Below are 25607 nucleotides of genomic sequence, written 5' to 3'. Positions count from 1 at the left end.
CTGCACTTGGCGTACAGCCTCGACGCCGCCGGCATCCGGTAAGCCCAGGTCGAGGACGATCATGTCCGGGCGGCCGTGCGCCAGAAACACCAGCGCCTGATCGATACAATTGCAATGCTCCAGCTCGAACTGAAAGGCGCGCGCTTCTTTGATGGTTTCTCTGAACAGCACCGCGTCGCCGGGATTGTCCTCCACCAGCAACAAGCGAATCGGCCTATCAAACATTGCCTGCTCCGTGCGGCAGTTTCACGAAGTTCAACCAGAAGCTTTCGATGGAACTGGCGACACGTAAAAACTGTTCCAGGTCCACCGGTTTGCTGATGTAGCAATTGGCATGGTTGCTATAGGCGCGTGCGATATCTTCCTCGGCCGTCGAAGTGGTCAGCACCACCACGGGGATTTGCATCAGATGCGGATCCGATTTGATCTCGGCCAGGACTTCGCGGCCATCCTTCCTCGGTAGATTGAGGTCGAGCAGAATGATGTCCGGCACTTTGGCGTTGCTGTAAGGGCCTTCTTTGCGCAGATATGCCAGCGCTTCGACGCCGTCGCGGACCACCGTGACATTGTTGATGACTTTGCCTTCCTTGAAAGCTTCCAAAGTCAGGCGCGCATCCCCTGGATTGTCTTCCACCAAGAGAATTTCTACGGCTCTAGTAATCATGTCGCTGCACCCTCGGCGCGTGGAATGGTGAACAGAAACTTGGATCCGGTGCCGGGTTGGGATTCCACCCAGATGCGACCCCGGTGGCGTGCCACGATTTTTTTACACAGCGCCAGTCCGATGCCGGTGCCGGAATATTGTTCGCGCGTGTGCAGCCGCTTGAACATCTGAAAGATACGATCGAAGTATTGGGGCTCGATGCCGATGCCGTTGTCCCGCACCGAGAACACCCAGTGATCGCCATCGGGCGCCACGCTCACGTGCACCTCGGGCTGCTGGCTGTTGCAATACTTCAAGCCGTTGCTGATCAGGTTTTGGAACAGTTGTGTCAGCTGGGTGCCGTAGCCGAGCACCACCGGCAAAGGATCGAAGGTAACGACGGCGTTCTTGTCCTGGATGGATTGTCGCAACTGAGTGATGGCGGTTTCGCACAATTCGGCGGTGTCGATGTGTTGCGGCGATTGGCCTTTAGTGGACAGGCGCGCGTAGGACAGCAGATCCAGAATGAGCGTCTGCATGCGCTGCGCGCCGTCGACGGCGAAGTGGATGTACTCATCCGCTTCGGTGTCCAGCTTGCCTTGATAGCGACGCGCGAGCAGCTGAGTGAAGCTCGCGACCATACGCAGCGGCTCCTGCAGGTCATGCGAGGCGACATAGGCGAACTGCTCCAACTCGGCATTGGAGCGCGCTAGATCTTCAGCATTGCGTGCAATCTCCTGTTGAGCCCGCGTGCGTTCCACGACCTGACCGAGTTGTGAGCCCACATTCGCCATGACGCCGAGCAGTTCTTCGTCGGGCTCTTCGACCCGATGCGAAAAGAATTCCAGCACTGCGACCGTCTCGCCTTGCACCAGCACTGGAAAGCCGAAAGCGCCACGCACATTGAGTTCACTGGCCACGGCTCGCTTCGGTGGATCGTTGTCGTCTTGCAAGTCGCGGATCCAGGCGGGCTTGCCGCTCTTGACTACTCGGCCCGGTAGTCCCATGCCGCTGTACAGCCGGGTTCGCTGGGTGGCGTTACACAGAGCCGCGAAGCGTTCGTCGTTCCCGATGTGCCACAGCGAGCTGGACACCAGCTCGGTGATCGCACCGGGCGCATGAAAATAAACATGCCCGACCGGCCAGCCGGTGTGCACGCACACTCGATCCAACGCGAACTGCATCGCGGCTTCGATGGACGTGGCTTCGTTGGCTGCGACGGCAATCGATTGCAACAACTCTTTGAACGACACTTGTCGATGTAAAGCTTGAGTGGTGCGTTCCAACTCACCGATGGTGTGCTCGATGCGCGCCAGTGCCGGTCGCAATACTACGAACCCTTGCAGCAACAACACGCCGAGCAGGCAGGCGATCAGGCCGACGTACAGACTGTCTCTGACCTCTTGCCGATCCAACGATTCGCGTTCGTACTGGAGCGCGATGTCGTTCATGGTCTGCAGGTAAGACTGTTCTTGACTCAGGATCTGCTTGAGTAACGGCGTGACATCGGTCTGCGGTGGCGCGGAGATCTGAGTCGTCAGCTGTCGCAAGGCTTCGGTCAGGGCCTGGTAGGGCGCCTCCACGGCCACGAACATTTGTGTCGTAGCTGCACTGTTGGCGCTCGCGTTGCCGAACACCGGATCGTTGTGTTTCAACGATTCATGCAGGCGCCGCCAGCGGGTGGTCGTCTCTTCGATGCTGGCCGCAATTCTTTGTTGTTCGGCGGGGTCCGGGGTATCGGCGAGTAACAACGCGTCGCGCGTCAATACTTGGCTCAACAGGCTCTGTTGTCCGGCAGCGCTGATCTGACGCGCGTTCTGGCGCAAATGCCGGCCTTCCTGATCCACCAGCAGTGTGCCGAGCACGGCCAGCAAGCCAAGGATGCCCAGAAAAAGAAAGTGCCACACCGACAGCTGCCGCGTGTGCGACAGAGTATCGATTTTGAGGTTGGCCAGCGGCACCAGTCCCAGTACCAGCAGCGTCACCAGCACGATGCCGACCGTGCCGAGCGCCGAGACGCTGACGGCATTGGCGACATCGTGATGATGAGACATCGATGGGATGAAGGTGACGGCAGCCATGCCGGTGTAGTGCATGACTGGGATGGCCGCGCCCATCACCAGTGCACTCGCCAGTTTCTTTTTACTCCACGCAGTGACATCGCTGCGCAGATGAAAGGTCAGCCACAGCGCGACGAAAGAGATGACGATGGCCAGGACCACCGACAGCGCCACCAATGCAGGAGAGTAGAGGCACATGGCGTCCATGCGCATGGCTTCCATGCCGACGTAGTGCATGGTGGCGATGCCGCTGCCCATGACCACACTGCCGAGCACCGCGTGTACCACGCCCATGCGCCTGCGGCTGACCACGAATAGTGCAACCACCGACGCGAGGATGGCGGCCAGTAGCGACCACAAGACGGTTGGCCAGTCGTAACGCACCGGGATCGGCAGCCGGAATGCCAGCATGCCGATGTAGTGCATGGACCAGATGCCCACGCCCATGGGAACGGCGCCGCCAGTAAGGCGGATGAGCCGCTGCGCTCCTCTCGCAGCGGTAACTCGGCCCGCGAAATCCAGCGCCGCATAGGCAGCGAGAATCGCGATGATGATGGAGAGCGCGACTAATAAATAATCGTATGAGCCGCTCAGTGCCGTTGCTGATGACGACATGCTCGGTCCTTGCCAGTAGCGACGTTGCGGTTCGATGCTTTGGTGACACAAGCCCCTGCTCGTCACCGCAACTCTTTTAGTCCCGCTGCGATTCTGTATGTGTCTTTTACAGAACGCAAAAGTAGTGGCCGCAGTTTTATTCTCGTACGTAGAAACCACGGCGCGTTGTTGAACTCACATCGCTAACGGTGGATAGCATCTAGACACTCTGCGGTGGATCACTGATGATCCCGCCCGCGCGTTGTTGCAACGCGCGTGTAAACAGAGTTGTGGTTCACGCATGAAGCGGCAGGAAGATCGCACGTTAGTCGACCCGACCCATTGGTGGGCGGGCGGCGGTGTCATGGGCGAGTTGATTGGCAACAAAGACTGGGCTGGCAGCGATCTCGGTGGATTAAATGAATGGCCGGCGAGCTTGCGAACGGCGCTCGGCATCGGTTTCGCATTTCCCGCTCCGGCTTGCATCGTTTGGGGTCAACAGCGAGCGCAGCTTTATAACGATGCGTATGCACAGCTGTCGGTCATGGGTCATTCCGACGCGCTCGGCGAAGACTTCGCGCACAGTTGGTCGCAAGCGTGGCCGAGTCTGCGAGCCTGCTTCGAACGCGCGCTGCGCGGGGAGCCGACACGCTTGGAGGATCAGCAAGTATCGTTCGAGCGCGACGGTGCCACTGAAGCTGCGGTGGTGACCTTCTCGTTCGCGCCCATTCATGACGAAGCCGGCGGCGTCGGCGGATTATTGGTCACGTTGCTCGAGCCCAGCTCGAGCCAGCTGCGAGAAGAGTTGGCACGCACCAAAGCGGATCTGGAGCAGCACGGTCACGTGATCTCGCACGATTTCAGGGCGCCGCTACGAACGCTGGAACAGATGTCGAGAATCGTATTGAACGAACACGCGGCGCAGTTACCAGCCGGCGCGCTCGGGTTGTTGAATCACGTTGCCAATGGTGCAGCGAAATTAGCATTGCGGGCGGACACGCTGGCACGGGTGGATGTGCTCAGTCATCATCCGCTGCACCGGCAGGACATCGATGTCGGTGCGATGGTGCGCAAAGTCATGGCCGAAGTGCAAAGTGCCGCGCCCGAGCGCCAGGTCGAAGTCGTGGTCGAGGACTTACCCCGGGCCAATGCGGACTATGAGCTGTTGCGTCTGGTGCTGAGCAACTTGCTGTCCAACGCATTCAAGTTCACCCGTAACGCCGAGCATGCCCGCATCGAAGTGAGCGGCCGGCAGCAGGGGCACCACGTCGTCTATTCGGTCAAAGACAATGGCGTCGGTTTCGATCCGCAATATGCGCGACGGCTGTTTGGATTTTTTCAACGCATGCACACCGAAGCTGAGTTCGAAGGACTGGGCATGGGGCTGGCTCTGACCAAGCGACTCATCGAGCGGCACGGCGGCAGCATTTGGGTGGAAGCGGAGAAGGGGCGGGGAGCGGAGTTTCGCTTCACGCTCCCTGCATGAGCATGCCGGCGCACATCCTGATCGTCGAAGACAACGAAATGAGTCTGGCCCTGGCGGAGTATCTGCTCCGCCAATCCGGTTACAGCATCGCTAGCGCCGCCGACGGTGCCACCGGTGTGCACCTGGCGTTGGAGAACACAGCGCACCTGATTCTGTGCGATCTGGATTTGCCGGTGCTCGACGGGCCGCAGTTGGTGAGTGCGTTACGAGCGGAGCGTGCCTGGCGGAAGGTGCCCATCCTGGCGTTCACTGCCGCTTCGCCCAGCGACATTCAGCGGCGCACCCTGGCCGATTTCGACGGTTGTGTGGCCAAGCCCATCGATCCCGCGTCGTTCGCCGCTACCGTCGGCGAATATTTGGCGCCGGAACTGCGGGCCTGCAACAGGTAGTGATCGTGAGTTCCATGCTTGTCACCGGGTTGCCGCGACGGCTGCGCCACTTGCTGGCGGCGCTGCTGTTATTGGTAACGGCTGCCTCGCGTGCTGAGGACAGTGCCCCTGCCGTCGATGTAATCGTCAGTCCGGCCTTGGCGAGCATGCGCTTGGATCGCAGCTTGCTGCGGGCGGTGTTTACGATGCGGGTGCGCGAGTGGCCGGACGGTTCGCCGATTCGCGTGTTCGTATTGCCCGATGACGATCCGCTCAGCGATCGGTTTTATCGCGAGCGCCTCGGCATGTATTCCTATGTATTACGCCGCGCCTGGGATCGCATGGTGTTCACCGGCACCGGCTTCGCGCCCACCGTGGTGCGCTCCGAGCAGGAAATGATCGAACGCGTGCGAGCCACACCTGGCGCCATCGGTTATGTGCGCAAGCGCGAGTCGTCAGGCTTCCGAAGCGAGTTGTCGCGCTGGACGATCGTGCAGCTGTTGGATGACCCCCATGGCTGACCGGTTGTCTCAGGTGTGGGCTGTGCTTGCTGCTTTGGGTGTCAGTGCCACGGCCCATGGCGTCGAATATCAAGTGCATGGCTACGCGGCGCAGGGCTTCGTGCTGAGCGAAGACAATGATTTCTTTGGCGACAGCACCGACGGCAGCTTCGACTACTACGAAGCGGGCATCAACGCCGCGGTCCGGGTCATGCCGCAGTTGTCGTTTGCGGTACAGGGGGCGGTTCGCGATGCCGGCATCAGTGACGATGGCACGGCGCGGCTCGACTACGCAGTGGCCGATTACCGAGTGCTGTCGGAAGCAACCATTCAAGCCGGCGTGCGCGCTGGCAAGGTGAAGAATGCTCTGGGCTTCTATAACGAGACCCGCGATGTGGTGTTCACACGGCCGAGCATCCTGCTGCCGTCGGTTTATAGCGATAACCAGAATCAACGCAGTCTGATTTTCACAGCACCAGGTGCGCAGGTGTACGCGAGCACGGTGACCGGCCGGCATGAATGGTCGTTCACTGGAACTGTTAACGCGGAGCGCAACGTCCGCCGCAGCGATGAACGTTTGCTGATCACCTTGAGCGTGCCGTTCGACTTGCGCATCGGCGATTCCTGGAATGTGCAGTTGATGGATTCCATCGACGGCGGTCGCTGGCAGTTCAGCTACAGCCGCTTCGCCGGTGAGTTTCGACTGAAGGACTTGGCCGGGCTGGATCTGCTCGGCAAGTTCGACGTCGACCTGGATGTGTTCTCGGCGCGCTTCAACGCCGAGCGGGTCTCGGTCACGGCCGAGTACATGCTCATCGGTAATGACAATCGACTCACGCTGGGGGGTCTGCCGCTGCAACACACTCGTGCGAACGCGGATAGCGGTTATTTGCAAGCAGAGTATCGTTTTGCTCCTACCTGGACACTCATGGCCCGCATGGATAGCTTTTATCGCAATCGCCACGACCGTAGCGGTCGCGAGTTCGCCGCCGCCAATCCCGGCGTGGATCGTAGAACTCAAGTGAGTCACGACTTCACAGTCGGCATCAACTGGCGCCCCGATCTGCACTGGGGCGTGTGGGCCGAGCATCACTGGATCAACGGCACCGCCACGCTGCAACCTCTGGAGAATCCGCCCCCGGTGCGCGAGCAGCGTTGGTCGATGTTCATGTTGATGGCCGGCTACAAGTTCTGAACCGCTCGCACGAAATGGCCGCTGCCAAGGATGCTCCTCGCGATCCCTCGAGCCGCGCTCGCCCGCGCCTGAGTCTGATTTGGAAGGCGCTGCTGCTGCTGATCATTCTGCTCGGCACGACCTATCCCTATCTGGGCTATCTCGGCTACAACAATCTGCAGCGCCAGAACGAGCGTTATCGCCAGGAACAGATGGAACGTTTCGGCACGTCGCTGGATGCCTTGCTGGAACGTGCCGGCGACGAGTTGACGCGCCTGGCCACCAACATGGCGGCGGTCACCAGCACTCGCGATCTACGGTCGAGCGATCTGGAAGCCTCGCCGGCCGCTGGGTTGTTGTCCGCGTTGACTCGAATCGAGTACTACAGCGTCGAGGGCAAGCCCATCGCGCAGTGGGTGAGTGGCGGCTCGCGAGCGGCGTTGCCACCGAACATAGAAGAGCGGCTGCAGAACTTGCACGCGCATCACCGGCCGATGACTCAGCTCAATTGCGCACGCGAGTGTGTGCTGCATGCCTTCGTGCCCGCGTTCGATCGCGACGGTCGCGAGATCGTGATGATCGTGAGTCAGCTGGCTGCGGATCAGCTGCAAGCATTTCAGCGGATGGCTGGTGCGGATGTCGCTTTGGTGGGCGCCGATACTCCGCACGGCGACGATGATTTGCCGAAGCTCTGGGGCAGGCATCTGCGCGTGCTCACCAATGCACCCAGACTCGTGCCCATGCTCCGCGTGCTGAACGATGAGCCGTCGCCGCCCGCGCCGAATACGCTCGTGACCAAGAGCGTCGGCGAGCGCACTTATCTGTTGCAGATCCATACGCTTCCCGAGCGCGTGGTCGGCGCCGGCGACGGTCCCGAAGCATTGTTCATCGTCGATGACACGGTGGCACAAGGCCGGATTCGTTCGGACGTGCAACAAATGGCGCTGGCGATTGCCGGCGGCCTCACTTTGTCGTCATTGGCGTTGTTGTTGCTCGCTTGGCCAGTGCTACGGCGACTGGTCCGCGTGACTCGGGCACTGCCGGTGGTGGCAGAACAGAAGTATGCAGAGGCGCGCAACCTGTTGGGCGAGGACCGTTTGGGCTCGCGGTTCTCCGACGAGGTGGATGTGTTGCGTGAGGCCGCTGCGTTGCTGGCAGTGAAGCTGCAGCGGCTCAATGAAGCAGAATCTGCGAGCGCCGCGAAGTCGAGCTTTCTGGCGACCATGAGCCACGAGATTCGTACTCCGCTCAACGCCATCATCGGCGCCACGGGTCTGCTCAAGGACACGCATCTCGACGAGCGGCAGCGCGAGTACGTCGAGATGGCGCGTCTGAGCGGCGGCGTGTTGCTCGATTTGATCAATGACATTTTGGATTTTTCCAAGATCGAAGCCGGGCGGCTGGATCTGGAACGGCAGGCGTTCGATCTGCGCGTGTGTGTGGAGGAATCGTTGGATCTGGTCGCCAGTCGCGCTCAGGAGAAGGGGCTGGAATTGGCGTACAGCTACGCGCCGGAGTTGCCCGACTACTTCATCGGCGACGCGGCGCGCATCCGGCAGATCCTGGTGAATCTGTTATCGAACGCGGTGAAGTTTACGGCGCGCGGCGAAGTCGTCGCTGAAATTGGCGGCTCGCGCAATGGCGATGTCTTTAGCGTCAAACTGGCAATCCACGACACTGGCATCGGCATTCCCATCGAACGGCGCCATCGGTTGTTCGAAGTGTTCAGTCAGGTGGATGTTTCCACGACTCGGGTGTATGGCGGCACCGGCTTGGGTCTGGCGATTTGTAAACGCCTGGCTGAGGCCATGAACGGTTCGATTGCAGTGGAAAGCACCGTCGGGCATGGCTCGACCTTCACGGTGACCTTGCCGCTGGCGCCGGCCGTCGCAGAGTCGGTGCCTTGCAGCTCGGTTGTCGTGGACTCGGCGCGGCCTACCAATCAAAAGGTGTTGCGGCCGTATGCCGATTCACGGCACACCCGTCCGCCGGCGCAAGCGCCGCTACGAATTCTGCTGGCCGAAGACAATGTGGTGAATCAGCGGCTGGCGCAGCTGCTGCTGGAGCGTCTTTCGCAGACGGCGGACATTGTTTCCAACGGCATCGAAGCGGTGGAGACGGCGACGCGGCTGCCTTATGACCTGATCTTGATGGATGTGTTGATGCCGGAGATGGATGGGTTGGATGCCACGCGCCAGATTCGCTTTCGATTGCCCAAGGAACGTCAGCCTCGCATCGTTGCGATGACGGCCAACGCATTGACCGGCGATCGAGAAAAATGTCTGGCCGCGGGCATGGACGATTACATCAGCAAGCCGGTGTTGCTCGATGAGCTGGCGAAAGTGATACAGCGGCAGTACGTGCATGTGGAGGCGGCGGCCTCTGCAGTTGCTGCTGGTAGCTCCGCTCTATTCCGCCAAGAGACTATCGATCAACTGGTTTCCTCCGCCGGGTCGGTGGGGGCGTCGATTGTGTTAGGCGCCATGATCGATAGTGCGCCTCGGCAGCTCGAGGGGTTACGCAAGGGCCTCGCCGATCGAGACGCCAAAGAATTTCGTCGCAACGCTCACAGCCTCAAGGCCAATGCCGCCACTGTTGGCGCCGACGCTTTGGCACAGTTGTTCCAGGAGCTGGAGAACCTCGGTTCGTCCGGCCATTTAGATTCTGCCCCCGAGAAGGCCGCCGCCGCGGAGCGGGCCTATAGCGACCTGGTCGCTGCTCTCACCGAGCTTCGGAAGCGTTTCGGCTAGCCGTAGCACTGGCGAGGCTGGCTGCCAGTTGTGCCGGCGTCAGAATGGTCACGCCGAACTTTCGTACCCGCTTGGTCAGTTCCAGCAGATGATTGTCTTTGCTGACCAACGCATCGGCGCGGGTGTGATAGGCGAGGGCCAGAAAGTGTTCATCGTCTCGGTCCCGGCAGCGCGGGAAGCTCGGTGGCAACGCTGAATGGTCGAGGTGCTCTGCTGGCAAGTTGATGATTCGCGCCTGCGAGCTGTAACGATCGAACGCCTGTTGCTGGTCGTTTAACGGAAGTTTGAACTGCTCATACGCGAGCACACGACGCAACTCATCGAGCGCGGCTGCGTGAGTGAGGATTTCCACGCGGCTCGTAGTCAATGCTGATTCCAGTGAAGCAACCGCAGGGTCGCGAAACACCAGCCAATCGAGCACGACATTGGTGTCGAGCACCAGCTTCATTTGTGCGCACGAGCCTTGCCGGAGCGGGCAGATTTCCGCGCCGGCTTGACGGCATCCGTCGGGTTCCCTAGCTCTTCGTTCAAAGTAACCGCCTGGCGAACGAGTTTCCGCACCGTTGCGGCGGGAACGCTCATGCCCTCGCGAAGCTCAATCTTAGCCATCTCATATTTGCCGCCGGCCTTCAGGGCTGGCGAGATGTCTCGTAGGCGCTGCCCTCGCCAGAAGCCAAACAGCACTCGACTCTCCTCAGCCCGAATCAACAAAGCCGGCCCGTTCGAGAAATAAACAAGATGTCCCCACTTCACTACTTCCTCGAGCTTTGCCGCCCGGCGCACAGCCTCTCGGAGACCCTCAACGATTGCCCGTTGCCAGCCGGTCAATGCAGCGACATATGCATCGGGATTGGCAGCGGGCACAGATTTTTTCATGGCCATAAACCCGATGATGCCACGTTCGTCGCAAGACCAACGAGTCGCGGTTTTAGAGTAGAGTGGCAGTCACACTGGTCAGTCAGTTGTGGAAGGAGGGCGAGCAGTGCTGATTCGATACTGCCCCGCGCCGCCTTTGAATGCAGCCATCGATTGCATCTGGCTGAGTCGTCGTGTCGAGCATGCGCCCGAGTGCGAGCACATGTTGCCCTCGGGCAAGGCGCAGTTGGTTGTCACACTCCATGACTCGCCGATTCAATGGGCTGCTGGTGGTGCCAAAGTCGAATGGCATGCCTGGACCGGTGGGGTCATCCACGGGCCGCAATCGCGTTATTACCTGGCGGGGCCAAAGCCACCGGGCGTAGTGCTCGGCGCTTCGTTCCGGCCGGGAATGGCGGCAGCAGTGCTCGGCGTGCCGTTGTATGAGCTACGCGATCGTCACGTTTCCATCGAGGAGTTGTGGGGCTATCGCGGACTCGAGCTGCACGATCGACTGGCGTCGATCCACGATCCGCAAGCGGTTTGCCGAGCACTGGAGGCCGAACTGATCGCCAGAATTCGGCGGCCGTTGCTGATACATCCGGCAGTGGCGCAGGCCTTGTTGGCGAGCGGTTCGAATCTGTCGCCCAGAGTTGCCGACGTTCAACGCCACAGTGGCTACAGCCCGCGCCACTTCATCGAGCTGTTTCATTCGGCCGTGGGCTTGACGCCCAAGCACTACTATCGCGTGCGGCGGTTTTCAGATGCGCTGGCTAGGCTGGCTCGGGGCGATGCCAAGCTGGCGGACGTGGCGTTCGCTGCCGGCTACGCGGATCAGGCGCACTTCTCCCGGGAGTTTCGCGACCTGGCCGGAGTATCGCCGTCCATCTATCGGCCGCGTGCTGCCGATAGTGAGCATCATCACGTGGTGGGCCTGGGTAAAAAAACTTCAAGACTGTCGCGTCGTCCGGCGTGAAACTATGCCCCGGCGCGAAAGTCAGGAGAGTGGAAGATGAGCGAGCAGAAAGAGCTGACGGTGCACGAGGTGTACACCTATCTGCGGCTGCATGACACGGCGGCGGCCATCGATTTCTACCAGCGCGCTTTCGGCGCGAAAGAATTGTTCCGACTGGTCGAGCCGAGCGGTCGTGTCGGTCATGCCGAAGTCAAAATCGGACCGGCGACCATCATGTTATCCGATGAGTATCCGGAGCTCGGCATTCGCGGCCCCCGCTCGTTGGGCTCGACGACCGTGTCCATCCATATTCATGTGAGCGACGTGGATCGTTTGTTCGAACAGGCGGTCGCGGCGGGCGCGACCGTCGTTCGGCCTCTGCAAGATCAGTTCTACGGCGAGCGCTCAGCCACGGTTCGCGATCCGTTCGGTCACGAATGGTTACTGGGCGGCCACATCGAAGACGTGACTCCAGAGGAAATGCAGCGTCGTTACACCGCGTTGTTCAGCGGGTCTTAGTCGACGACCACCAGCTTCACATCGATGTTGCCGCGAGTGGCATTCGAGTACGGGCAGACGATGTGAGCTTTGTCCACCAGCGCCTGCACCTTGTCTCGGGGCACGCCAGGGACCTTGATGCGTAGCTCGGCTTCGATGCCAAAGCCGGTCGGGATGGCGCCGATGCCGATGCGGCCAGTGATGCTGGTTTCGGCCGGCAGAGCGACCTTCTCTTTACCCGCCACGAATTTCAGCGCGCCCAAGAAGCAGGCCGAGTAACCGGCCGCGAACAGCTGTTCCGGATTGGTGCCCGGGCCGCCCGCACCACCGAGCTCGCGCGGCGTGGAAAGCTGGACATTCAGTACGCCATCCGACGACGCGGCACGGCCATCGCGGCCGCCGTTAGCAGTGGCCTCAGCGGTGTAGAGAACTTTTTCAATCGACATGGGGAGGCTCCTTTGCAATGTCGGCCAGACTGTACGCGTGCCGGCCACGCGCGTCACCAACTCGACGAAGGAATATCCTCACGCGTGACTTCCGATCGACGCGCAATCCAGTCGACAAAACCACGTTGTTCCGCGGTCGGGTTTGGATTGGCCGCAACCCACTCGCGCATGGCTTGCAGCAGCTTGGCGGCTTGACCTTTGTTGAGCGCGTATAAGCGCAGATAGTTGAAGCGCGCCTCATCGAGTCGATTCAAACCAAGCAACGCCTGGCCTTGATATTCGATGGCGTGCGGATAATCAGGAAAGATGCGCAGCGCTTGCTGATAGGCAGCCAGTGCCTTGGTGTGATTGCCCAGTTTACGATTGGCATAGCCTAGATAGGTGTACGCCTCGTGCATCGAGGGGTCGAGCTGAGTGGCTGTCTCGAAATGACTCAACGACTCCTTATAAAAGCCACGTGCAGCGCGCTCAGCCTCGGCCTTCTCGATGGCATTCGACGAAGCTGCCGCGAGCGCTTGCGAATGGTCGGCGCGCTGAATCGCGGCGTAACCGATGTTGTAAGCATCGATGGCTTGTTCTTCCGAGATCGTCGGCGCTATGCCCGGCCTCGCCGGCGGGCGATGAGCACCGGGTCCGTCGGCGTAAACCGGCGCTGCAGCGGCAACGAGCCACAGCAGCGCCGCGAGCCATTTACCAGTTCGTATCATCAGAAGCGCGATGCTGTCAGCGTGACGTCGGAATCCGCCCAAGCCTTTTTGAAGTCAGCTTCGGCGACCTTCGCCTGGTCGGTTTTGTTCTGGGCTTGCAGCGCTTTGGCCAGGCCGAACAGGGCCCAGCCGTTCTTGGGATTGCGACGCAGATCTTCCCAGTAAACCGCTTCTGCTTCGGCGGGCCGGCCGGCATCGAGCAACACGGCGCCGAGCGCATGACGAACCGGCGCATGCCAGTCATCGGGCTCGGTGTAGACCAAGTTGTCGTGATAACGCACGGCGCGATCCAGATGTGCAATCGCCTTGTCGTAGTTGCCCTGTGCGGCTGCGAACTCGCCGTCGAGCACTTCGACAGCCACGCGCAACACCGAGTCCGCCAGATTCAGCGACATGGACGACGGCGTCTCGATCAACTTCGGATCCTTCGCGATCTGGCGCACGGCGTCGATTTCTTTGGTGGCCGAGGCGAAATCCTTCTTGCGCATGAACGCCATGCCGCGAGCGTAGTGGCGCACGCCGCGAGTGAAGAGCGTATCGGCACGCGGTGCCGGTGCTGCCAGGATTTCATCCCACTTGCCGAAGCGCACCAACGCGTAATCGGGCACTAGTACGAAGCTTTGCAGGATCGGCAGTTCTTTGAGTGCCGCAGGCGGAATCGCTTGCGCAGTCTTGTTGGCAGCGTCGATGGCGATCTTGCTCTGACCTGCCATGCTGGCCGCGAACCACAGGAAGTGCACGTTGTGAGGGTAGTAGCCGAGCGGATACAGGCCCTGCGCACGACACTGGGTGATGTAATCCTCGTCGGCGAGAATGGCCATTTGATTGGCCTTCATCGCATCGGTGTAGCGACCCACTCGCTGATAGATATGACCGGGCATATGCACCAGATGGCCGGCGGCAGGGGCCAGCGGCAACAAACGATCGGCGGCGGCCTCGGCTTTCTCCGGCGTGTTACTCGCCTCCCACAAATGAATGTAGTAGTGCAGGGCGCCCGGATGCTCCGGATTCTTGGCGATCACGCGATCCAGCGCGGTGATGATGTCGTGCGTTTGATCATACGGACGACCGTCGCGCGTCCAGTAGTTCCAGGGGCGCAAATCCATCACTGACTCGGCGTACAAGGTCGCGGCATCGAGGTCGTCAGGATAGGTTTCCTGCAGGATGCGCATTGCGCCGGCATAGGCTTGGTCGGCGGCGGCTCGATCTTCGGGCTTGCCGGTGAAGCGCAAGGCGAGTGCGTCGATGTAGTCGCGTTCACGCTGCGATACTTTACCTTTCAGCGATTGCGCCTTGCGAATATGAGCCAGCGCCTTGGGCTCTTCTTCGGGCGCCATCGCGGCGTTGATGTTTGGACCTAGTACCAGCGCTTGGCCCCAGTAAGCCATGGCTGCGTTCGGATCCAGTCGCGCAGCCTCAGCGAAGGCGCGGCCGGCTTCGGCGTGGTTGAAGCCGTAAGTCAGATTCAACCCTTGATTGATGAAGCGTTGCGCTTGCTCGGACTGGGTCGTTACCGGGAAGGTATGTTTCCCTACGTTTTGCAATCGCGGCGCAATGGCGCCGGACGGTGAGCGCGAGTCGAAGGCTTCGTGATCCTGATAATGTTTATGAACCGGGGCTTGGCCTTGTGCAGCTGCGCTTGCCAGCCACAGCGCAATGGCGACGGCGATGCATTCATGAATGCGCATAGCTCGAGTCTCCCCACAGGTTGTTGCCGATGATCTGCGACAGTGCCTTCGTGACGTGAGTGTCCGGTGATGCGCGGCGTGAAAAAACCGTGAAAACCGCCTAGTCCATGACTCGAGTCGCGATCTTTTCTCCTGCGCGCGGTGTTGGGTTGCGCTCGAAGCCTAGCACTGCTGGCGCGGCTGTGAAGTCCAAACGAAGCAACGGGACGCGCGACGATCCGACAGACAGAACGATGCCTGTGTCGGATTGCGAGGCCAGTTGGAGCGCGGCGGCGAGTGCGTCGTCGTCGATGGGCTGGCCGGCTTTCGACAAGCGGTCCAGTGCCCATTGCAATTCTGTGCCGCGCATTTCGGCGGGGCCGTGTTCTGTCGCGAGCACCAGCGCGCCTTCTTCATCTAAGTAGGCGGCACGAACTTGTTCGACGTTGAGTCCGGTGTGAGTCACCAAGCGCTCGCCGTCCTCGGCGATGAAAAGAATCAACGGCGTCGCTGCCAGTTGCATGTAGCCGCGTTGTGGGCCGTTCTGGAAATACCAGCGACCGTGTTCGTCAGCGGCGTAGTTACGGTTGATGACGTCGATGATGCGAGGGTGCGAGATGGCCTCGCCTTGCACTAGCCAGCGGCCGCGCCGGTCCAGGCTGAGCCAGCCGAACAATGCCGGCACATTCGGCCAGCGCTTCAGAGCGTTCAGTACCCAGTCGTCCATGGCGGGCAGTTTGCCATGGGTCGGCGTCGGGCCGGCGAGCTGCTACAATGGCCGGCCGTTTTTTCCGGCAACCCTGATGCAGCCCATTTCCATTGGTGTCGATTTCGGCACCAGCAATACCGTCATTGCGCTGGTGGGGGCGAACGGCGGCTCCTCGGTACTGAAAGTCACATCGCGTCAAGGCGAGGGCAGCGCGTTGCCGTCCATCCTGTGCTTCCGGCCGGCCGAGCCGAATCCCCGAGAGCGCCCCATGAGCAGCGCGGGCGTCGACGCCATCGCTGATTACATTTCACGCACTGGACCGGCGCGGCTGGTGCAGTCGATGAAGTCATTTCTGGGGAGCCGCGCTTTCATCGATACCAAGGTCTTCAACCACACCTACACGCTGGAGACGTTGATCGGCACGTTGCTCCAGCATCTGTATGACGCCACCGGTGCGCGTGAGCTATTGAAGGATGCGCCGCTGGTCATCGGCAGGCCCATCGAGTTTGCCGGGGCCTCGCCCGACGACGAGCTCGCGCAGACACGGCTGAAGGCGGCGTTCGCGAGTGCTGGTCACGAGGCCGATCGCATCGGTTTGGAGCCGGAAGCTGCAGCCTACGCATTCGCCAGCAGAGCGAGTGGCAAACACCTGGTCTTGGTTGCGGACTTGGGCGGCGGTACCAGTGACTTCTCGATTGTCGAAGTCGATGCCGATGGCGCACAGCCCAAGCTGTCGCCGCTGGCCCAGACCGGTATCGGCATCGCGGGTGACCGATTCGATTATCAAATCGTCTACAACGCCGTGTGTCCGGCGCTCGGCATGGGCTCGCTGTTTCAACCTGAAACCAAGAAGCTGCCGATTCCGTTGTGGATCTATGCCAACTTTGCCAGCTGGCATCAGTTGTCCATGATGAACAACCGGCAGACGCTCCGGCACATCACCGACATCCTGCGCACCACTGTGGATCAGGAAGCGTTCGAAGGCCTGGTGCATGTGATTCGCAACGAAGAAGGCTTCACCTTGTTTCAAGCCGTGTCGCGCGTGAAACAGACATTGACGGCGCAGGACACGGCCAAGCTCACTTTCAAAGCGGGCCCCATCGAGATCGATCGCACCGTGGCTCGTGCCGAGTTCGAGCACTGGATTGCGGATGACTTGTCGCGAATCGAGGCGATGGCGGACGAGGCGGTCAAGATTGCCGGCGTCAATCCGGCCAAGCTCACCCGCGTATTCATGACGGGCGGCACGGCGCTGGTGCCGGCGGTGCGCGAGCTGTTCGCCAAGAAGTACGGGGCGGACAAGCTGGTGGGCGGCGATGAGTTTTCCTCGGTGGCCCAGGGCCTGGCGCTGATGGGCGCACCGCGCTAACTAGGGACTTGGCTCATCCAGGCTTAGATCGAGTCTGACGCGCCATCAGACCAACCCTGAATCGGGTTGCCAGGATTTTGGTTGTCGCTGAACGGGCCGATACCAGTGGCACGGACACTGGTCGAGCCGTCATGCAACTTACTATTAAAGCCCGTTTGTTTTCCTTGGCCGCCCTGACGGTAGCTTCCATGCTCGCTTTGGGGCTGAGTAGTTATCGCGGCATGACCGAGGCCGTCGATGGTCTGACCAGCGTGTTCGCGACCAGCCGAGCACTACGCAATCATCTCGAAGGCGACATGATGCACGACGCCCTGCGCGCCGACGTGCTGTCGTCGTTGCTCGCTCAATCCCCGGACGAATGGCAGGCGGTGAACACCAGCCTGCGCGAACACGCCGATCATTTCCGAGAAATGATTGCGGAAAACGACAAGACCGTCACCGATCCCGAATTGCGCAAGGCGCTGCATGAAGTCGGGCCGGTGCTGGAAAGTTATATCAGTAGTGCGGAGTCGGTCATTGCCACCGCCCACACCGATGTGGCCAAGGCGCGAGCCATGTTGCCGGCATTCATCGTGACCTTCGAAGAACTCGAAGGCCAGCTGGCGGGCATCAGCGATCGTATCCAGGCCAGTGCTTCGGCGGCCGAAGAGAATGCGCAGTCGGCGACGGCAGCGGCTCGTTGGCGAGAAGTCGGCATTCTGGTGCTGATGCTGATTATCACTGTCTCGGTGGCGACCTGGATCGTTCGGAGCATCAGCGGCGGGATCAACCGGCTGGTGGGCACCATCACTGAGATTCAACAAACGCGCGATCTGAGCAAGCGGGTCGCTGTGACCTCGCAGGACGAACTGGGTCGGCTGGCGCAATGTTTCAACGCGTTGGTCCTCGAACTCCAAGGCATCATCTCGGAAGTCAATCGCGGTACTACCGATATCGACGGTGGCGCTGCGCAGATGAGTTCTTCCAGTCGGGTGATGGCGAGTGGTGCGGCTGAGCAGGCGGAAAGCTTGGGTCGTATCACGCGTTCGCTCACTACGCTGTCCGGTCTCACCGATCAGACGGCACAGATCACGGGTCGCGCGAATCACTTGTCGGTCGATTCGCAACGTGCGGCGGATCGCGTCGGCGAAGAGTTGAAGGCCATGTCTACGGCCATGGACGAGATTCGCACCGCGTCTGCCGAAGTCGGCAAAGTGAACCGGGCGGTCGATGAGATCGCGTTCCAGATCAATCTGCTCGCGTTGAACGCAGCCGTCGAAGCGGCGCGTGCGGGCGAAGCGGGCCGGGGTTTCGCCGTCGTCGCTGAAGAAGTGCGCAGCCTCGCGCAACGTTCGGCGAAGGCAGCGAAAGAAACGTCGGCACTGATCGATTCGGCAATGACTCGCGCCGAACGCGGCGTGCAGATCGCCAGCAGCGTCGGCGATGCGCTCGGCAACATCGCAGTCGTGACTACTCAATTGAATGACATGCTGCGTGAGATCGCGACGGCTGCCAACAGCCAGGCGCAAGGCGTCGCCGACATTCGTGGCGGCATCGGTGCACTGGAAAAGGTCAGCCGCCAAGCGGCCGCCAATGCTGAAACCCTGGCTGGCGCGTCTCAACAGACCGCCGTGCAAGTGCGGGTGATGGGCGAGCTGGTAGGTCGTTTCAAGCTCTAACCGAGGTTTGTCCCAAGTGGCGCGCCGGCCGCGCTAGTATGGCGCGACCTGAATTTGCGCCTGGGATGAGATCGTTGATCGCGCTGATCGGAATCGATGTCGATGGAACTCTGGTAGGTCGCTCCGGCGAAGTGCCGGATATCGTGTGGCAAACAGCGGCGCAGGCACGGGCAGCAGGTATTCATCTCGCGCTGTGTTCTGGCCGGCCGGCATTCGGTCTCGCTGCCGAGTACGCGCGTCGGTTGGATGACGACGGCTGGCACATTTTCCAGAACGGCGCGAGCATCATCAATCTGGCGACTCACCAGTCGCGTTCCACTCCGTTGCCCGAAGGTTGCGTCCGAGGCTTGATCACTCAAGCTCGCGAAACCGGTCACGTGTTGGAGTTGTATGGCGACGATGACTACGTCGTCGAGAGCGAAGCACCCTGGGCTCGACAACACGCCGAGCTGCTCGGCTTGCCATTCAAGCCGCAGCCGTTCGAAGCATTGTCGCCACCTTTAGTGCGAGGGCAGTGGCTGCTGAAGCCGGAAGATGCGCGCAATATGGTCGCACCCGCTGATCTCGAAATGGCCGAATCCACCTCGCCGCTCATGCCCAATGTGAGTTTCGTCGGCCTGACTCGCAAAGGCGTCAGCAAGGGAACCGCGATGCGCGAGATTGCCGCTGCGTATCGCGTCGACATGCGTGACGTGATGTACATCGGCGACTCGGGCAACGACCTCTCGGCGCTACGCGTCGTCGGTCATCCAATCGCCATGGGCAACGCCGATCCTAAAGTGATTGCCACCGCCGCTCGCACGGTCGGCCACGTCGACGATGTCGGTGTGGTGGAGGCGTTGCGGCTCGCCATCGAGAGCAGGTGAAAAGCCAAGCCACGCGCTAAGATGGCACCCCCAACGATGGTCTGCCGGTGCTCAACGCTGAGTACGCGGCGGGCTCAAGGTAGGCGCCATGACTGCAAGCTCGACTTCCGCACCCCGTACCGGTGGACAACTCATCGTCGACCAGCTGCTGACGCACGGAGCTGAGCTGGCTTTTTGCGTCCCGGGTGAGAGTTATCTGCCGGTGCTGGATGCGCTGTATACCGTCCGCGATCGGATCCGCCTGATTACCTGCCGCCACGAAAACGGCGCGGCCAACATGGCTGAGGCGTACGGCAAGATGACCGGCAAGCCGGGCATTTGCCTGGTGACGCGCGGCCCGGGCGCGACCAACGCTTCCATCGGCGTGCACACCGCTTTCCAGGATTCCACGCCCATGATTCTGCTCATCGGTCAGGTGGGCACGGATTTCATGGAGCGCGAGGCCTTCCAGGAAATCGACTATCGGCGCATGTTCGGCCCCATGTCCAAGTGGGTGGCGCAGATCGATCGCACCGATCGTATTCCCGAGTTCATCGCGCGCGCTTATCAAGTCGCCACCAGCGGTCGCATGGGGCCGGTGGTGCTGGCACTTCCCGAAGACGTGTTGTCGGGCACCGCTGCTGTGCCCGATGCACGGCCGTGGCAGCGAATCGAGTCGGCGCCGGCGCCGGAGTCGCTGCAAAAGCTTTCGCAATTGCTGGGCGAGGCGCAGCGTCCGTTCTTGTTGGTCGGCGGCAGCGGCTGGAACCCGGCGGCGTGCGATCAGGTGCGACGCTTCGCCGAGGTTCAGCAGATTGCCGTCGGCTGTGAGTTCCGCTCGCAGGACTTGTTCGACAACGCGCATCCCAACTATGCGGGCGACGTGGGTATCGGCATCAATCCCAAACTGGCCGAGCGGGTCAAAGCGTCGGATCTGCTGATCGTGCTCGGAGCACGGCTCGGCGAGATCACGACCAGCGGCTACGGCTTGATCGCCGGCCCAGTGCCCACGCAGCGGCTGGTGCACATCTATCCCGAGGCGGAAGAGCTGGGGCGTTTCTATCACGCCGATCTGATGATCAATGCCACCATGCCCGCGATGATGACTGCGTTGGCTGCGCTCCCCAAGGTGACGAGCGACGCCGCCAAGTCGTACGCAGTTGGCGCCAATGCCGATTATCAATCCTGGCAGACGCGCAAAGAGATTCCTGGCACGGTGCAGATGTGGGAAGTGATTCAACATCTGGAGCGTACGCTGCCGGCCGACGCCATCATTACCAACGGCGCGGGCAACTACACCACGTGGGTACATCGTTTCCATCGCTATCGCGGCTTTCGCACTCAGCTCGCGCCGACGTCGGGCGCGATGGGTTACGGGGTGCCGGCTGGTGTCGCGGCGAAGGCGTTGTATCCACAGCGGACGGTGATTTCGTTCGCCGGCGACGGTTGTTTTCTGATGACCGGCCAGGAGCTGGCCACTGCGGTTCAGTATCAGCTCAACCTGGCGATCGTGGTCGTGAACAACAACATGTACGGCACGATTCGTATGCATCAGGAGCGGGAGTTTCCCGCACGTGTGCACGGCACGTCGTTGGTCAATCCGGATTTCGCAGCGTACGCCAAGGCGTTCGGTGCGCATGGTGAGGTCGTCGAGACCACCGAACAGTTCGCTCCGGCGTTGGAGCGTGCGCTGGCTGCCGGCAAACCGGCGTTGATCGAAATCCGCATCGACCCGGAAGCCATCACGCCGAACGCCACTCTGCAAGCCATTCGTTCCGCCGCTCAAGCCAAGCCGCCTATGTGAGCTGTGAGAACGTTGCTCAACTTCTCGCTGTTCGTCGCGGTGGTGTACATCGGCCTGTGCGCCGTCTTGTTCTTTTTCCAGCGCTCGTTGCTGTATTACCCGCAGCCGCGCCCTCAGGGTGAGCTGTCGGCGACGTTGCCGTTGTCGGCGGACGATGCTGAGTTGGTCATCAGCGTCCGCCCGCACGATGGGCCGAACGCCATCGTGTACTTCGGTGGCAACGGCGAGAACGTCGCTTACAACCTGCCGTCGTTTTCCAGCGGCTTCCCGGATCATGCCCTGTACCTGATGAACTATCGTGGCTACGGCGGTAGTTCCGGTAGCCCGAGCGAGGCCGCCATTCATCGGGATGCGCTGGCTTTGTTCGATCTGGTGCACGCCAAGCATTCCAACGTCCTGCTCATGGGGCGCAGCCTGGGCTCGGGCGTCGCCATTCGGCTGGCCAGCGAACGGCCGGCAACGGGCTTGGTGCTGATCACTCCGTACTCGAGCATCGCCGAGCTGGGGGCGCGTCAGTTTCCAATGTTTCCTGTGAAATGGTTGCTGCAGGATAAATATGAATCCTGGCGTTACGCGCCGGAGATCTCGGTCCCCACGACATTCGTGGTGGCTGAGCGCGACGAGATCATCCCGCGAGCCAGCAGTGAGGATTTGTATACTCGCTTCCGGCAGGGCATGGCGACGTTACATGTCATCGCCGGCGCCAGGCACAACACGCTTTCGGACAGCCCGAGTTATCTGCAAGCCTTGCAAACAGCGCTCAACAAGTGACGGTGGGCTTGCTCATAGCAGCCAACAATGATTCAATTCACGTCCCGTCATTGCTTGCGAAACACAGGAGGGCACCGATGAACCCATCCAGCATGCACCTCCCGCCGGTGCGCACCCGGTAGATCCGGACCTCCGGTCGCTGCCCGCGGCGCTTGAAAAAGCGCGCCGCATCCTCAGGTCGATTGTTTCGCAAGGACAGCGCGGTTACGCGCTAGCTCATCATGGTCAAATCTCGCGTCGAGGGCTCGCAGGCCCTGCGTAATGTGCTGTTTTTTACGCTCCGCCACTGGGCTGCTCACAAAGGGCTGGCTTTCGGTGTGGCCGCGGCGATGGTGTTGGCGACGCTCACCGAAGTGATCGTCCCGGTCTACGCCGGTCGTCTGGTCGACGCGCTGGCCGAAGGGCGGGGCGCGGCCGACGTCGCGTTTCATTCCTTCCTGATCATGATGTTGCTCGGCCTGACGATGGTGCTGCTTCGGCATCTGGCCTGGTGGGGCATCGTGCCGCTCACCTTGAGCATCATGCGGAAGGTGGCGCAGGGTGCGTTTCATCGCGTGCAACGGTTCTCTACCGATTGGCACAACAATAGTTTTGCCGGCTCCATCGTGCGGAAAATTACGCGCGGTATGTGGGCGCTCGACATGATCAACGACGTGTTGCTGCTGGCGCTGTTGCCGTCGTTGGTAGTGTTGGTCGGCACGGTGCTATTGCTCGGGCAGCGTTGGCCGATCATGGGTTTGGTGATGGCGGTCGGTGCCATCGCCTATGTCGTCATGACGGTGACGTTGGCGACACGCTTGATCGCGCCGGCTTCGCGACTCTCTAACGCTCAGGACACACGCATGGGCGGCGTGCTCGCCGACGCGCTCAGCGGTAATGCTGTTGTGAAATCGTTCGGCGCTGAGGCTCGTGAAGATGCGCGGCTTGGTCGAGTCGTCGATAAGTGGTCGCGTCGAACTCAGCGCACCTGGATGCGCCATACCTGGAGCGGTACGGGTCAGCTGACGTTGCTGTGGTTCGTGCGCTCTGCTGTGACCGCGACCGCTTTGTGGCTGTGGTGGCAGGGCCGCGCCACGCCGGGTGAGATCACCTATGTGTTGACGACTTATTTCGTCGTGCATGGCTATTTGCGCGACATCGGTCAGCACGTGCATCACTTGCAGCGGGCCGTGAACGAAATGGAAGAAATGGTTCAGCTGCATGCCGAGCCGTTGGGTGTGGCCGACTCGGCCGGCGCGCGGCCGTTGCGCATCGATGCGGGTGAAGTGCGCTTCGATCATGTGACGTTTTGCTACGCCGGTCAGCACACGCCGCTGTATCGCGACTTGCACGTGCGCATCGCGCCGGGCGAGCGCATCGGCTTGGTGGGGCATTCCGGCTCGGGCAAGACCACGTTCGTGAAGCTGATTCAGCGGCTCTACGACGTGACCGAGGGTCAGGTGCTCATCGATGGGCAGGATGTGTCGCATGCCACGCAAGAGTCGTTGCGTTCGCAGATCGCCATCGTGCAACAGGAGCCCATCCTGTTTCATCGCAGCCTCGCCGAAAATATTTCCTATGCGCGGCCGGAGGCGAGCATGGAGGAGATCGAGCGGGCGGCACGGTTGGCGAACGCTCACGATTTCATCGTGCGCCTGCCTCGGGGTTATCAGACCTTGGTCGGCGAACGGGGCGTGAAGTTGTCCGGCGGCGAGCGGCAACGTGTGGCGCTGGCTCGGGCGTTTTTGGCGAATGCGCCGATTTTGATTCTGGACGAAGCGACGTCCAGTTTGGATTCGGAGTCGGAGGCGCTGATTCAGCAGGCCATGGATCGGTTGATGTCAGGACGCACGTCCATCGTGATTGCGCACCGCCTGTCGACGGTGCGGGCGATGGATCGGATTTTGGTGTTCGAGCATGGGCGAGTTGTCGAGGAGGGCGACCACGAGGCGCTGTTGCGGCGTTCTCATGGTCACTATCGGCGGTTGTTCGAGCGGCAGTCCGGTGGAATTGTCGATGCTCCTCAGGTTGCTCGTGAAGCGGGCTAAAGCAGTCCCTCAGCCCCTCTCCTTGTGGGAGAGGGGGGTAAATGGCTGTGCTTTCAACGAGATAGGGTAATAGTGAAATCAACCTAGGTCATTGATTTTGCATTGAAAATCGTGAAAAAATGTCGTATATTGACAGCATGAGGCAGACGCTGGAAAACCGATTGCAGCAGCGCATTGCCCGCAAGCGTAGCGATGTTTTTCTGCGTTCGGATTTCGACGATCTGGCGGGCTACGACCAAATTGGCCGAGCTCTTCGACGGTTTGTTGATGAAGGCAAGCTGCTGAAAGTCAGCCAAGGCGTTTACACCCGGGTCGTGCAATCGCCGTTCGGCGACCGGCTCATCCCTCCCAAAGGCATCGACACTCTCAAAGAAGCGCTGGCTCGTCTAGGTATCGAAACCTCGCTGACGCGACTCGAACAAGACTATAACGCCGGCAGAACAACCCAAGTCCCGGCAGGGCGTCGCGTAGCCGTCAACAAACGTGTTCGTCGTAAAATTGGATACAGCGGCATCTCTTTGAGCTTTGAGCGTGCTAGACCGAGTTCTGGTTGAGCAGATTGCAAGCGCGCTTGGTACTCGGCCAGAGATGGTTGAGAAAGATTGGTATGTCGTTCGCGCACTTCGTGTGCTGTTCGAACTCAGGTACGACGAGATCCGGCCGGTCTTTTGCGGCGGTACTTCTCTGTCCCTGGGATGGGGACTGATCAAGCGGTTTTCAGAAGACATCGATTTCAAGATCATAGTACCTGCGGTGAGCACGAATGCCGCCGCGCGCGCGCAAAGGCGGGCATATCGTGAAGCGGTGCTCTCCGCAATGGCAGCGCATGACTTCCAGATCATCGGTGATGCGAAAGTGCGCGACTCGAGCGCCTTCTTCAGCGCAGATTTCAACTACCCGAGCCAATTCAGCGCCGGTCAAGGGTTGCGCCCGCACTTGCGCCTTGAAATGTCCTTTCAAACACCGGCGCTAGAGCCGGTCGCGCGATCGATACGTTCCCTGATTTCGCGGACACAGAAACAGGATCCTGAAGTCGCAGAATTCTTTTGCGTCGATCCGGTCGAGACCGCGGCTGACAAACTCAGTGCGCTCGCGTGGCGGGTCTGCGTTCGTGAACGCGGAGGTGACCACGATGAGCCGACCATCATCCGGCACCTTCACGACCTTGCTGCGCTCGAGCAGCTTGTGATGGCTGCCCCGTCTTTCCATGATCTCGTTCATAGAGCGGTTCTAAACGATTCGGGTCGGGGTGGAGAAAATGCTCCAAAAGACCCGGCCGAGCGCTTTGCGAAGATGAGTGATGCGCTCGCAAGTGATGAGCTGTGGGCACAGGAGTATGACGAGTTCGTACAGAACGTATCCTTTGCCGCCGCCGATGAGGTGATTCCATTCGTCGATGCGCTACGAGCAGTGCGGCGGTTGATAGATAAAGTCATGAACTAACATCCGCAAGCAGGCGGGCAATGCCACATGGCTACGCGCGGTCGACGCGAGCGGAGTAGCAGCCGGGTTTGGCGTTGTGAATGTGAAGAAACGCTACCGCGGCGTTATCGAACAGCTGTGCGATGAGTTGCTCCACAGCCGTGCCGGGGACGACGTCGGCGGCTTTCATCATGCCGGCCTGGTCATAGGCACGAACCGACAGCAGCCGTGCTCGTAGTTGTTCAGGCACTGCATCGACGGCCAGGTGAGCTTCAGTGGCTGACTCGCGAACGTAGATG

25 protein-coding genes and 1 pseudogene are annotated in these 25607 nt (G+C 60.7%); 16 read left to right on the top strand and 10 right to left on the bottom strand.

Annotated elements, in window-relative coordinates:
* From JNL55_RS07335 to JNL55_RS07325, 3 genes are all read right to left on the bottom strand, one after another.
* The coding region (locus tag JNL55_RS07335; RefSeq protein WP_415923026.1) for a response regulator at window positions 1–225 on the bottom strand (225 nt) is incomplete at its 3' end.
* Window positions 218–664 carry a response regulator gene (locus JNL55_RS07330; RefSeq protein ID WP_293851389.1) on the bottom strand — a complete coding sequence of 149 codons (447 nt, stop codon included), beginning with the start codon at window positions 662–664 and terminating at the stop codon, window positions 218–220. The genes JNL55_RS07330 and JNL55_RS07335, both read right to left, overlap by 8 nt.
* Window positions 661–3318: an MHYT domain-containing protein gene (locus tag JNL55_RS07325; protein ID WP_293851387.1), complete on the bottom strand. Its 2658-nt coding sequence runs from the start codon at window positions 3316–3318 to the stop codon at window positions 661–663. The genes JNL55_RS07330 and JNL55_RS07325 overlap by 4 nt, the downstream gene beginning before the upstream one ends.
* 280 nt (window positions 3319–3598) lie before the next feature.
* Here JNL55_RS07325 and JNL55_RS07320 point away from each other — a divergent pair, with 280 nt between their 5' ends.
* From JNL55_RS07320 to JNL55_RS07300, 5 genes are read left to right on the top strand one after another with little or no spacing between them, the layout of a single operon-like run.
* Window positions 3599–4783: a sensor histidine kinase gene (locus JNL55_RS07320; protein WP_293851385.1), complete on the top strand. Its 1185-nt coding sequence runs from the start codon at window positions 3599–3601 to the stop codon at window positions 4781–4783.
* Window positions 4780–5172 (top strand): response regulator, encoded by a 393-nt coding sequence (locus JNL55_RS07315; RefSeq protein WP_293851383.1) that lies wholly within the window; start codon window positions 4780–4782, stop codon window positions 5170–5172. The genes JNL55_RS07320 and JNL55_RS07315 overlap by 4 nt, the downstream gene beginning before the upstream one ends.
* 14 nt (window positions 5173–5186) lie before the next feature.
* A complete protein-coding gene (locus JNL55_RS07310; protein WP_415923028.1) occupies window positions 5187–5672 on the top strand; it encodes a hypothetical protein in 486 nt (161 codons plus the stop codon).
* Window positions 5665–6846, top strand: coding sequence for a hypothetical protein (locus JNL55_RS07305; protein WP_293851379.1), 1182 nt, complete (start codon window positions 5665–5667; stop codon window positions 6844–6846). The genes JNL55_RS07310 and JNL55_RS07305 overlap by 8 nt, the downstream gene beginning before the upstream one ends.
* Window positions 6847–6860: 14 nt before the next feature.
* Window positions 6861–9575, top strand: coding sequence for an ATP-binding protein (locus JNL55_RS07300; RefSeq protein WP_293851377.1), 2715 nt, complete (start codon window positions 6861–6863; stop codon window positions 9573–9575).
* Here JNL55_RS07300 and JNL55_RS07295 read toward each other — a convergent pair.
* Window positions 9547–10023 (bottom strand): putative toxin-antitoxin system toxin component, PIN family, encoded by a 477-nt coding sequence (locus JNL55_RS07295; protein WP_293851375.1) that lies wholly within the window; start codon window positions 10021–10023, stop codon window positions 9547–9549. The genes JNL55_RS07300 and JNL55_RS07295 overlap by 29 nt on opposite strands.
* Complete coding sequence (locus tag JNL55_RS07290) at window positions 10020–10451, bottom strand: DUF1801 domain-containing protein (protein WP_293851373.1); 432 nt, start codon at window positions 10449–10451, stop codon at window positions 10020–10022. The genes JNL55_RS07295 and JNL55_RS07290 overlap by 4 nt, the downstream gene beginning before the upstream one ends.
* Window positions 10452–10557: 106 nt before the next feature.
* Here JNL55_RS07290 and JNL55_RS07285 point away from each other — a divergent pair, with 106 nt between their 5' ends.
* A complete protein-coding gene (locus JNL55_RS07285; RefSeq protein ID WP_293851371.1) occupies window positions 10558–11406 on the top strand; it encodes a helix-turn-helix transcriptional regulator in 849 nt (282 codons plus the stop codon).
* A 36-nt stretch (window positions 11407–11442) separates the two neighbouring features.
* Window positions 11443–11904, top strand: coding sequence for a VOC family protein (locus tag JNL55_RS07280; RefSeq protein ID WP_293851369.1), 462 nt, complete (start codon window positions 11443–11445; stop codon window positions 11902–11904).
* On the opposite strand, the gene JNL55_RS07275 is transcribed toward JNL55_RS07280, so the two are convergent.
* The 4 genes from JNL55_RS07275 to JNL55_RS07260 all read right to left on the bottom strand — a co-directional run bounded on the left by JNL55_RS07275 (window position 11901) and on the right by JNL55_RS07260 (window position 15430).
* Window positions 11901–12329 carry an organic hydroperoxide resistance protein gene (locus JNL55_RS07275; protein WP_293851368.1) on the bottom strand — a complete coding sequence of 143 codons (429 nt, stop codon included), beginning with the start codon at window positions 12327–12329 and terminating at the stop codon, window positions 11901–11903. The genes JNL55_RS07280 and JNL55_RS07275 overlap by 4 nt on opposite strands.
* Before the next feature lie 53 nt (window positions 12330–12382).
* On the bottom strand, window positions 12383–13036 hold the full coding sequence (locus JNL55_RS07270; protein WP_293851367.1) for a tetratricopeptide repeat protein: 654 nt from the start codon (window positions 13034–13036) through the stop codon (window positions 12383–12385).
* Complete coding sequence (locus tag JNL55_RS07265; protein WP_293851364.1) at window positions 13036–14724, bottom strand: tetratricopeptide repeat protein; 1689 nt, start codon at window positions 14722–14724, stop codon at window positions 13036–13038. The genes JNL55_RS07270 and JNL55_RS07265 overlap by 1 nt, the downstream gene beginning before the upstream one ends.
* Before the next feature lie 100 nt (window positions 14725–14824).
* On the bottom strand, window positions 14825–15430 hold the full coding sequence (locus JNL55_RS07260) for a DUF2946 family protein (RefSeq protein WP_293851362.1): 606 nt from the start codon (window positions 15428–15430) through the stop codon (window positions 14825–14827).
* Window positions 15431–15506: 76 nt separating this feature from the next.
* Between JNL55_RS07260 and JNL55_RS07255 the strand changes: the two genes are divergently transcribed.
* From JNL55_RS07255 to JNL55_RS07220, 9 genes and pseudogenes are all read left to right on the top strand, one after another.
* A complete protein-coding gene (locus tag JNL55_RS07255) occupies window positions 15507–16781 on the top strand; it encodes an Hsp70 family protein (RefSeq protein WP_293851360.1) in 1275 nt (424 codons plus the stop codon).
* Between the two features lie 131 nt (window positions 16782–16912).
* Window positions 16913–17665, top strand: a pseudogene (locus JNL55_RS37395) (MCP four helix bundle domain-containing protein); the annotation flags it as partial.
* Between the two features lie 69 nt (window positions 17666–17734).
* The gene (locus JNL55_RS37390; RefSeq protein ID WP_415923027.1) at window positions 17735–18439 is read left to right on the top strand and encodes a methyl-accepting chemotaxis protein; all 705 of its coding nucleotides are present in this window, start codon (window positions 17735–17737) and stop codon (window positions 18437–18439) included.
* Window positions 18440–18504: 65 nt separating this feature from the next.
* Complete coding sequence (locus JNL55_RS07245; protein ID WP_293851355.1) at window positions 18505–19305, top strand: Cof-type HAD-IIB family hydrolase; 801 nt, start codon at window positions 18505–18507, stop codon at window positions 19303–19305.
* Between the two features lie 88 nt (window positions 19306–19393).
* The gene (locus JNL55_RS07240) at window positions 19394–21088 is read left to right on the top strand and encodes a thiamine pyrophosphate-binding protein (protein ID WP_293851354.1); all 1695 of its coding nucleotides are present in this window, start codon (window positions 19394–19396) and stop codon (window positions 21086–21088) included.
* Window positions 21089–21091: 3 nt separating this feature from the next.
* A complete protein-coding gene (locus JNL55_RS07235; protein ID WP_293851352.1) occupies window positions 21092–21859 on the top strand; it encodes an alpha/beta hydrolase in 768 nt (255 codons plus the stop codon).
* A 221-nt stretch (window positions 21860–22080) separates the two neighbouring features.
* Window positions 22081–23886 carry an ABC transporter ATP-binding protein gene (locus JNL55_RS07230; RefSeq protein WP_293851350.1) on the top strand — a complete coding sequence of 602 codons (1806 nt, stop codon included), beginning with the start codon at window positions 22081–22083 and terminating at the stop codon, window positions 23884–23886.
* 137 nt (window positions 23887–24023) lie between these two features.
* Complete coding sequence (locus JNL55_RS07225; protein ID WP_293851347.1) at window positions 24024–24440, top strand: type IV toxin-antitoxin system AbiEi family antitoxin domain-containing protein; 417 nt, start codon at window positions 24024–24026, stop codon at window positions 24438–24440.
* Between the two features lie 34 nt (window positions 24441–24474).
* Complete coding sequence (locus tag JNL55_RS07220; RefSeq protein ID WP_293851344.1) at window positions 24475–25329, top strand: nucleotidyl transferase AbiEii/AbiGii toxin family protein; 855 nt, start codon at window positions 24475–24477, stop codon at window positions 25327–25329.
* Window positions 25330–25360: 31 nt separating this feature from the next.
* Here JNL55_RS07220 and JNL55_RS07215 read toward each other — a convergent pair.
* The coding region (locus JNL55_RS07215) for a DUF1203 domain-containing protein (protein ID WP_293851341.1) at window positions 25361–25607 on the bottom strand (247 nt) is incomplete at its 5' end.

It is taken from the genome of Steroidobacter sp., assembly GCF_016790065.1.
Lineage (GTDB): Bacteria > Pseudomonadota > Gammaproteobacteria > Steroidobacterales > Steroidobacteraceae > Steroidobacter.
Note: the sequence above shows the minus strand (reverse complement) of the source record. Positions and strands in the feature narration are given on the sequence as shown.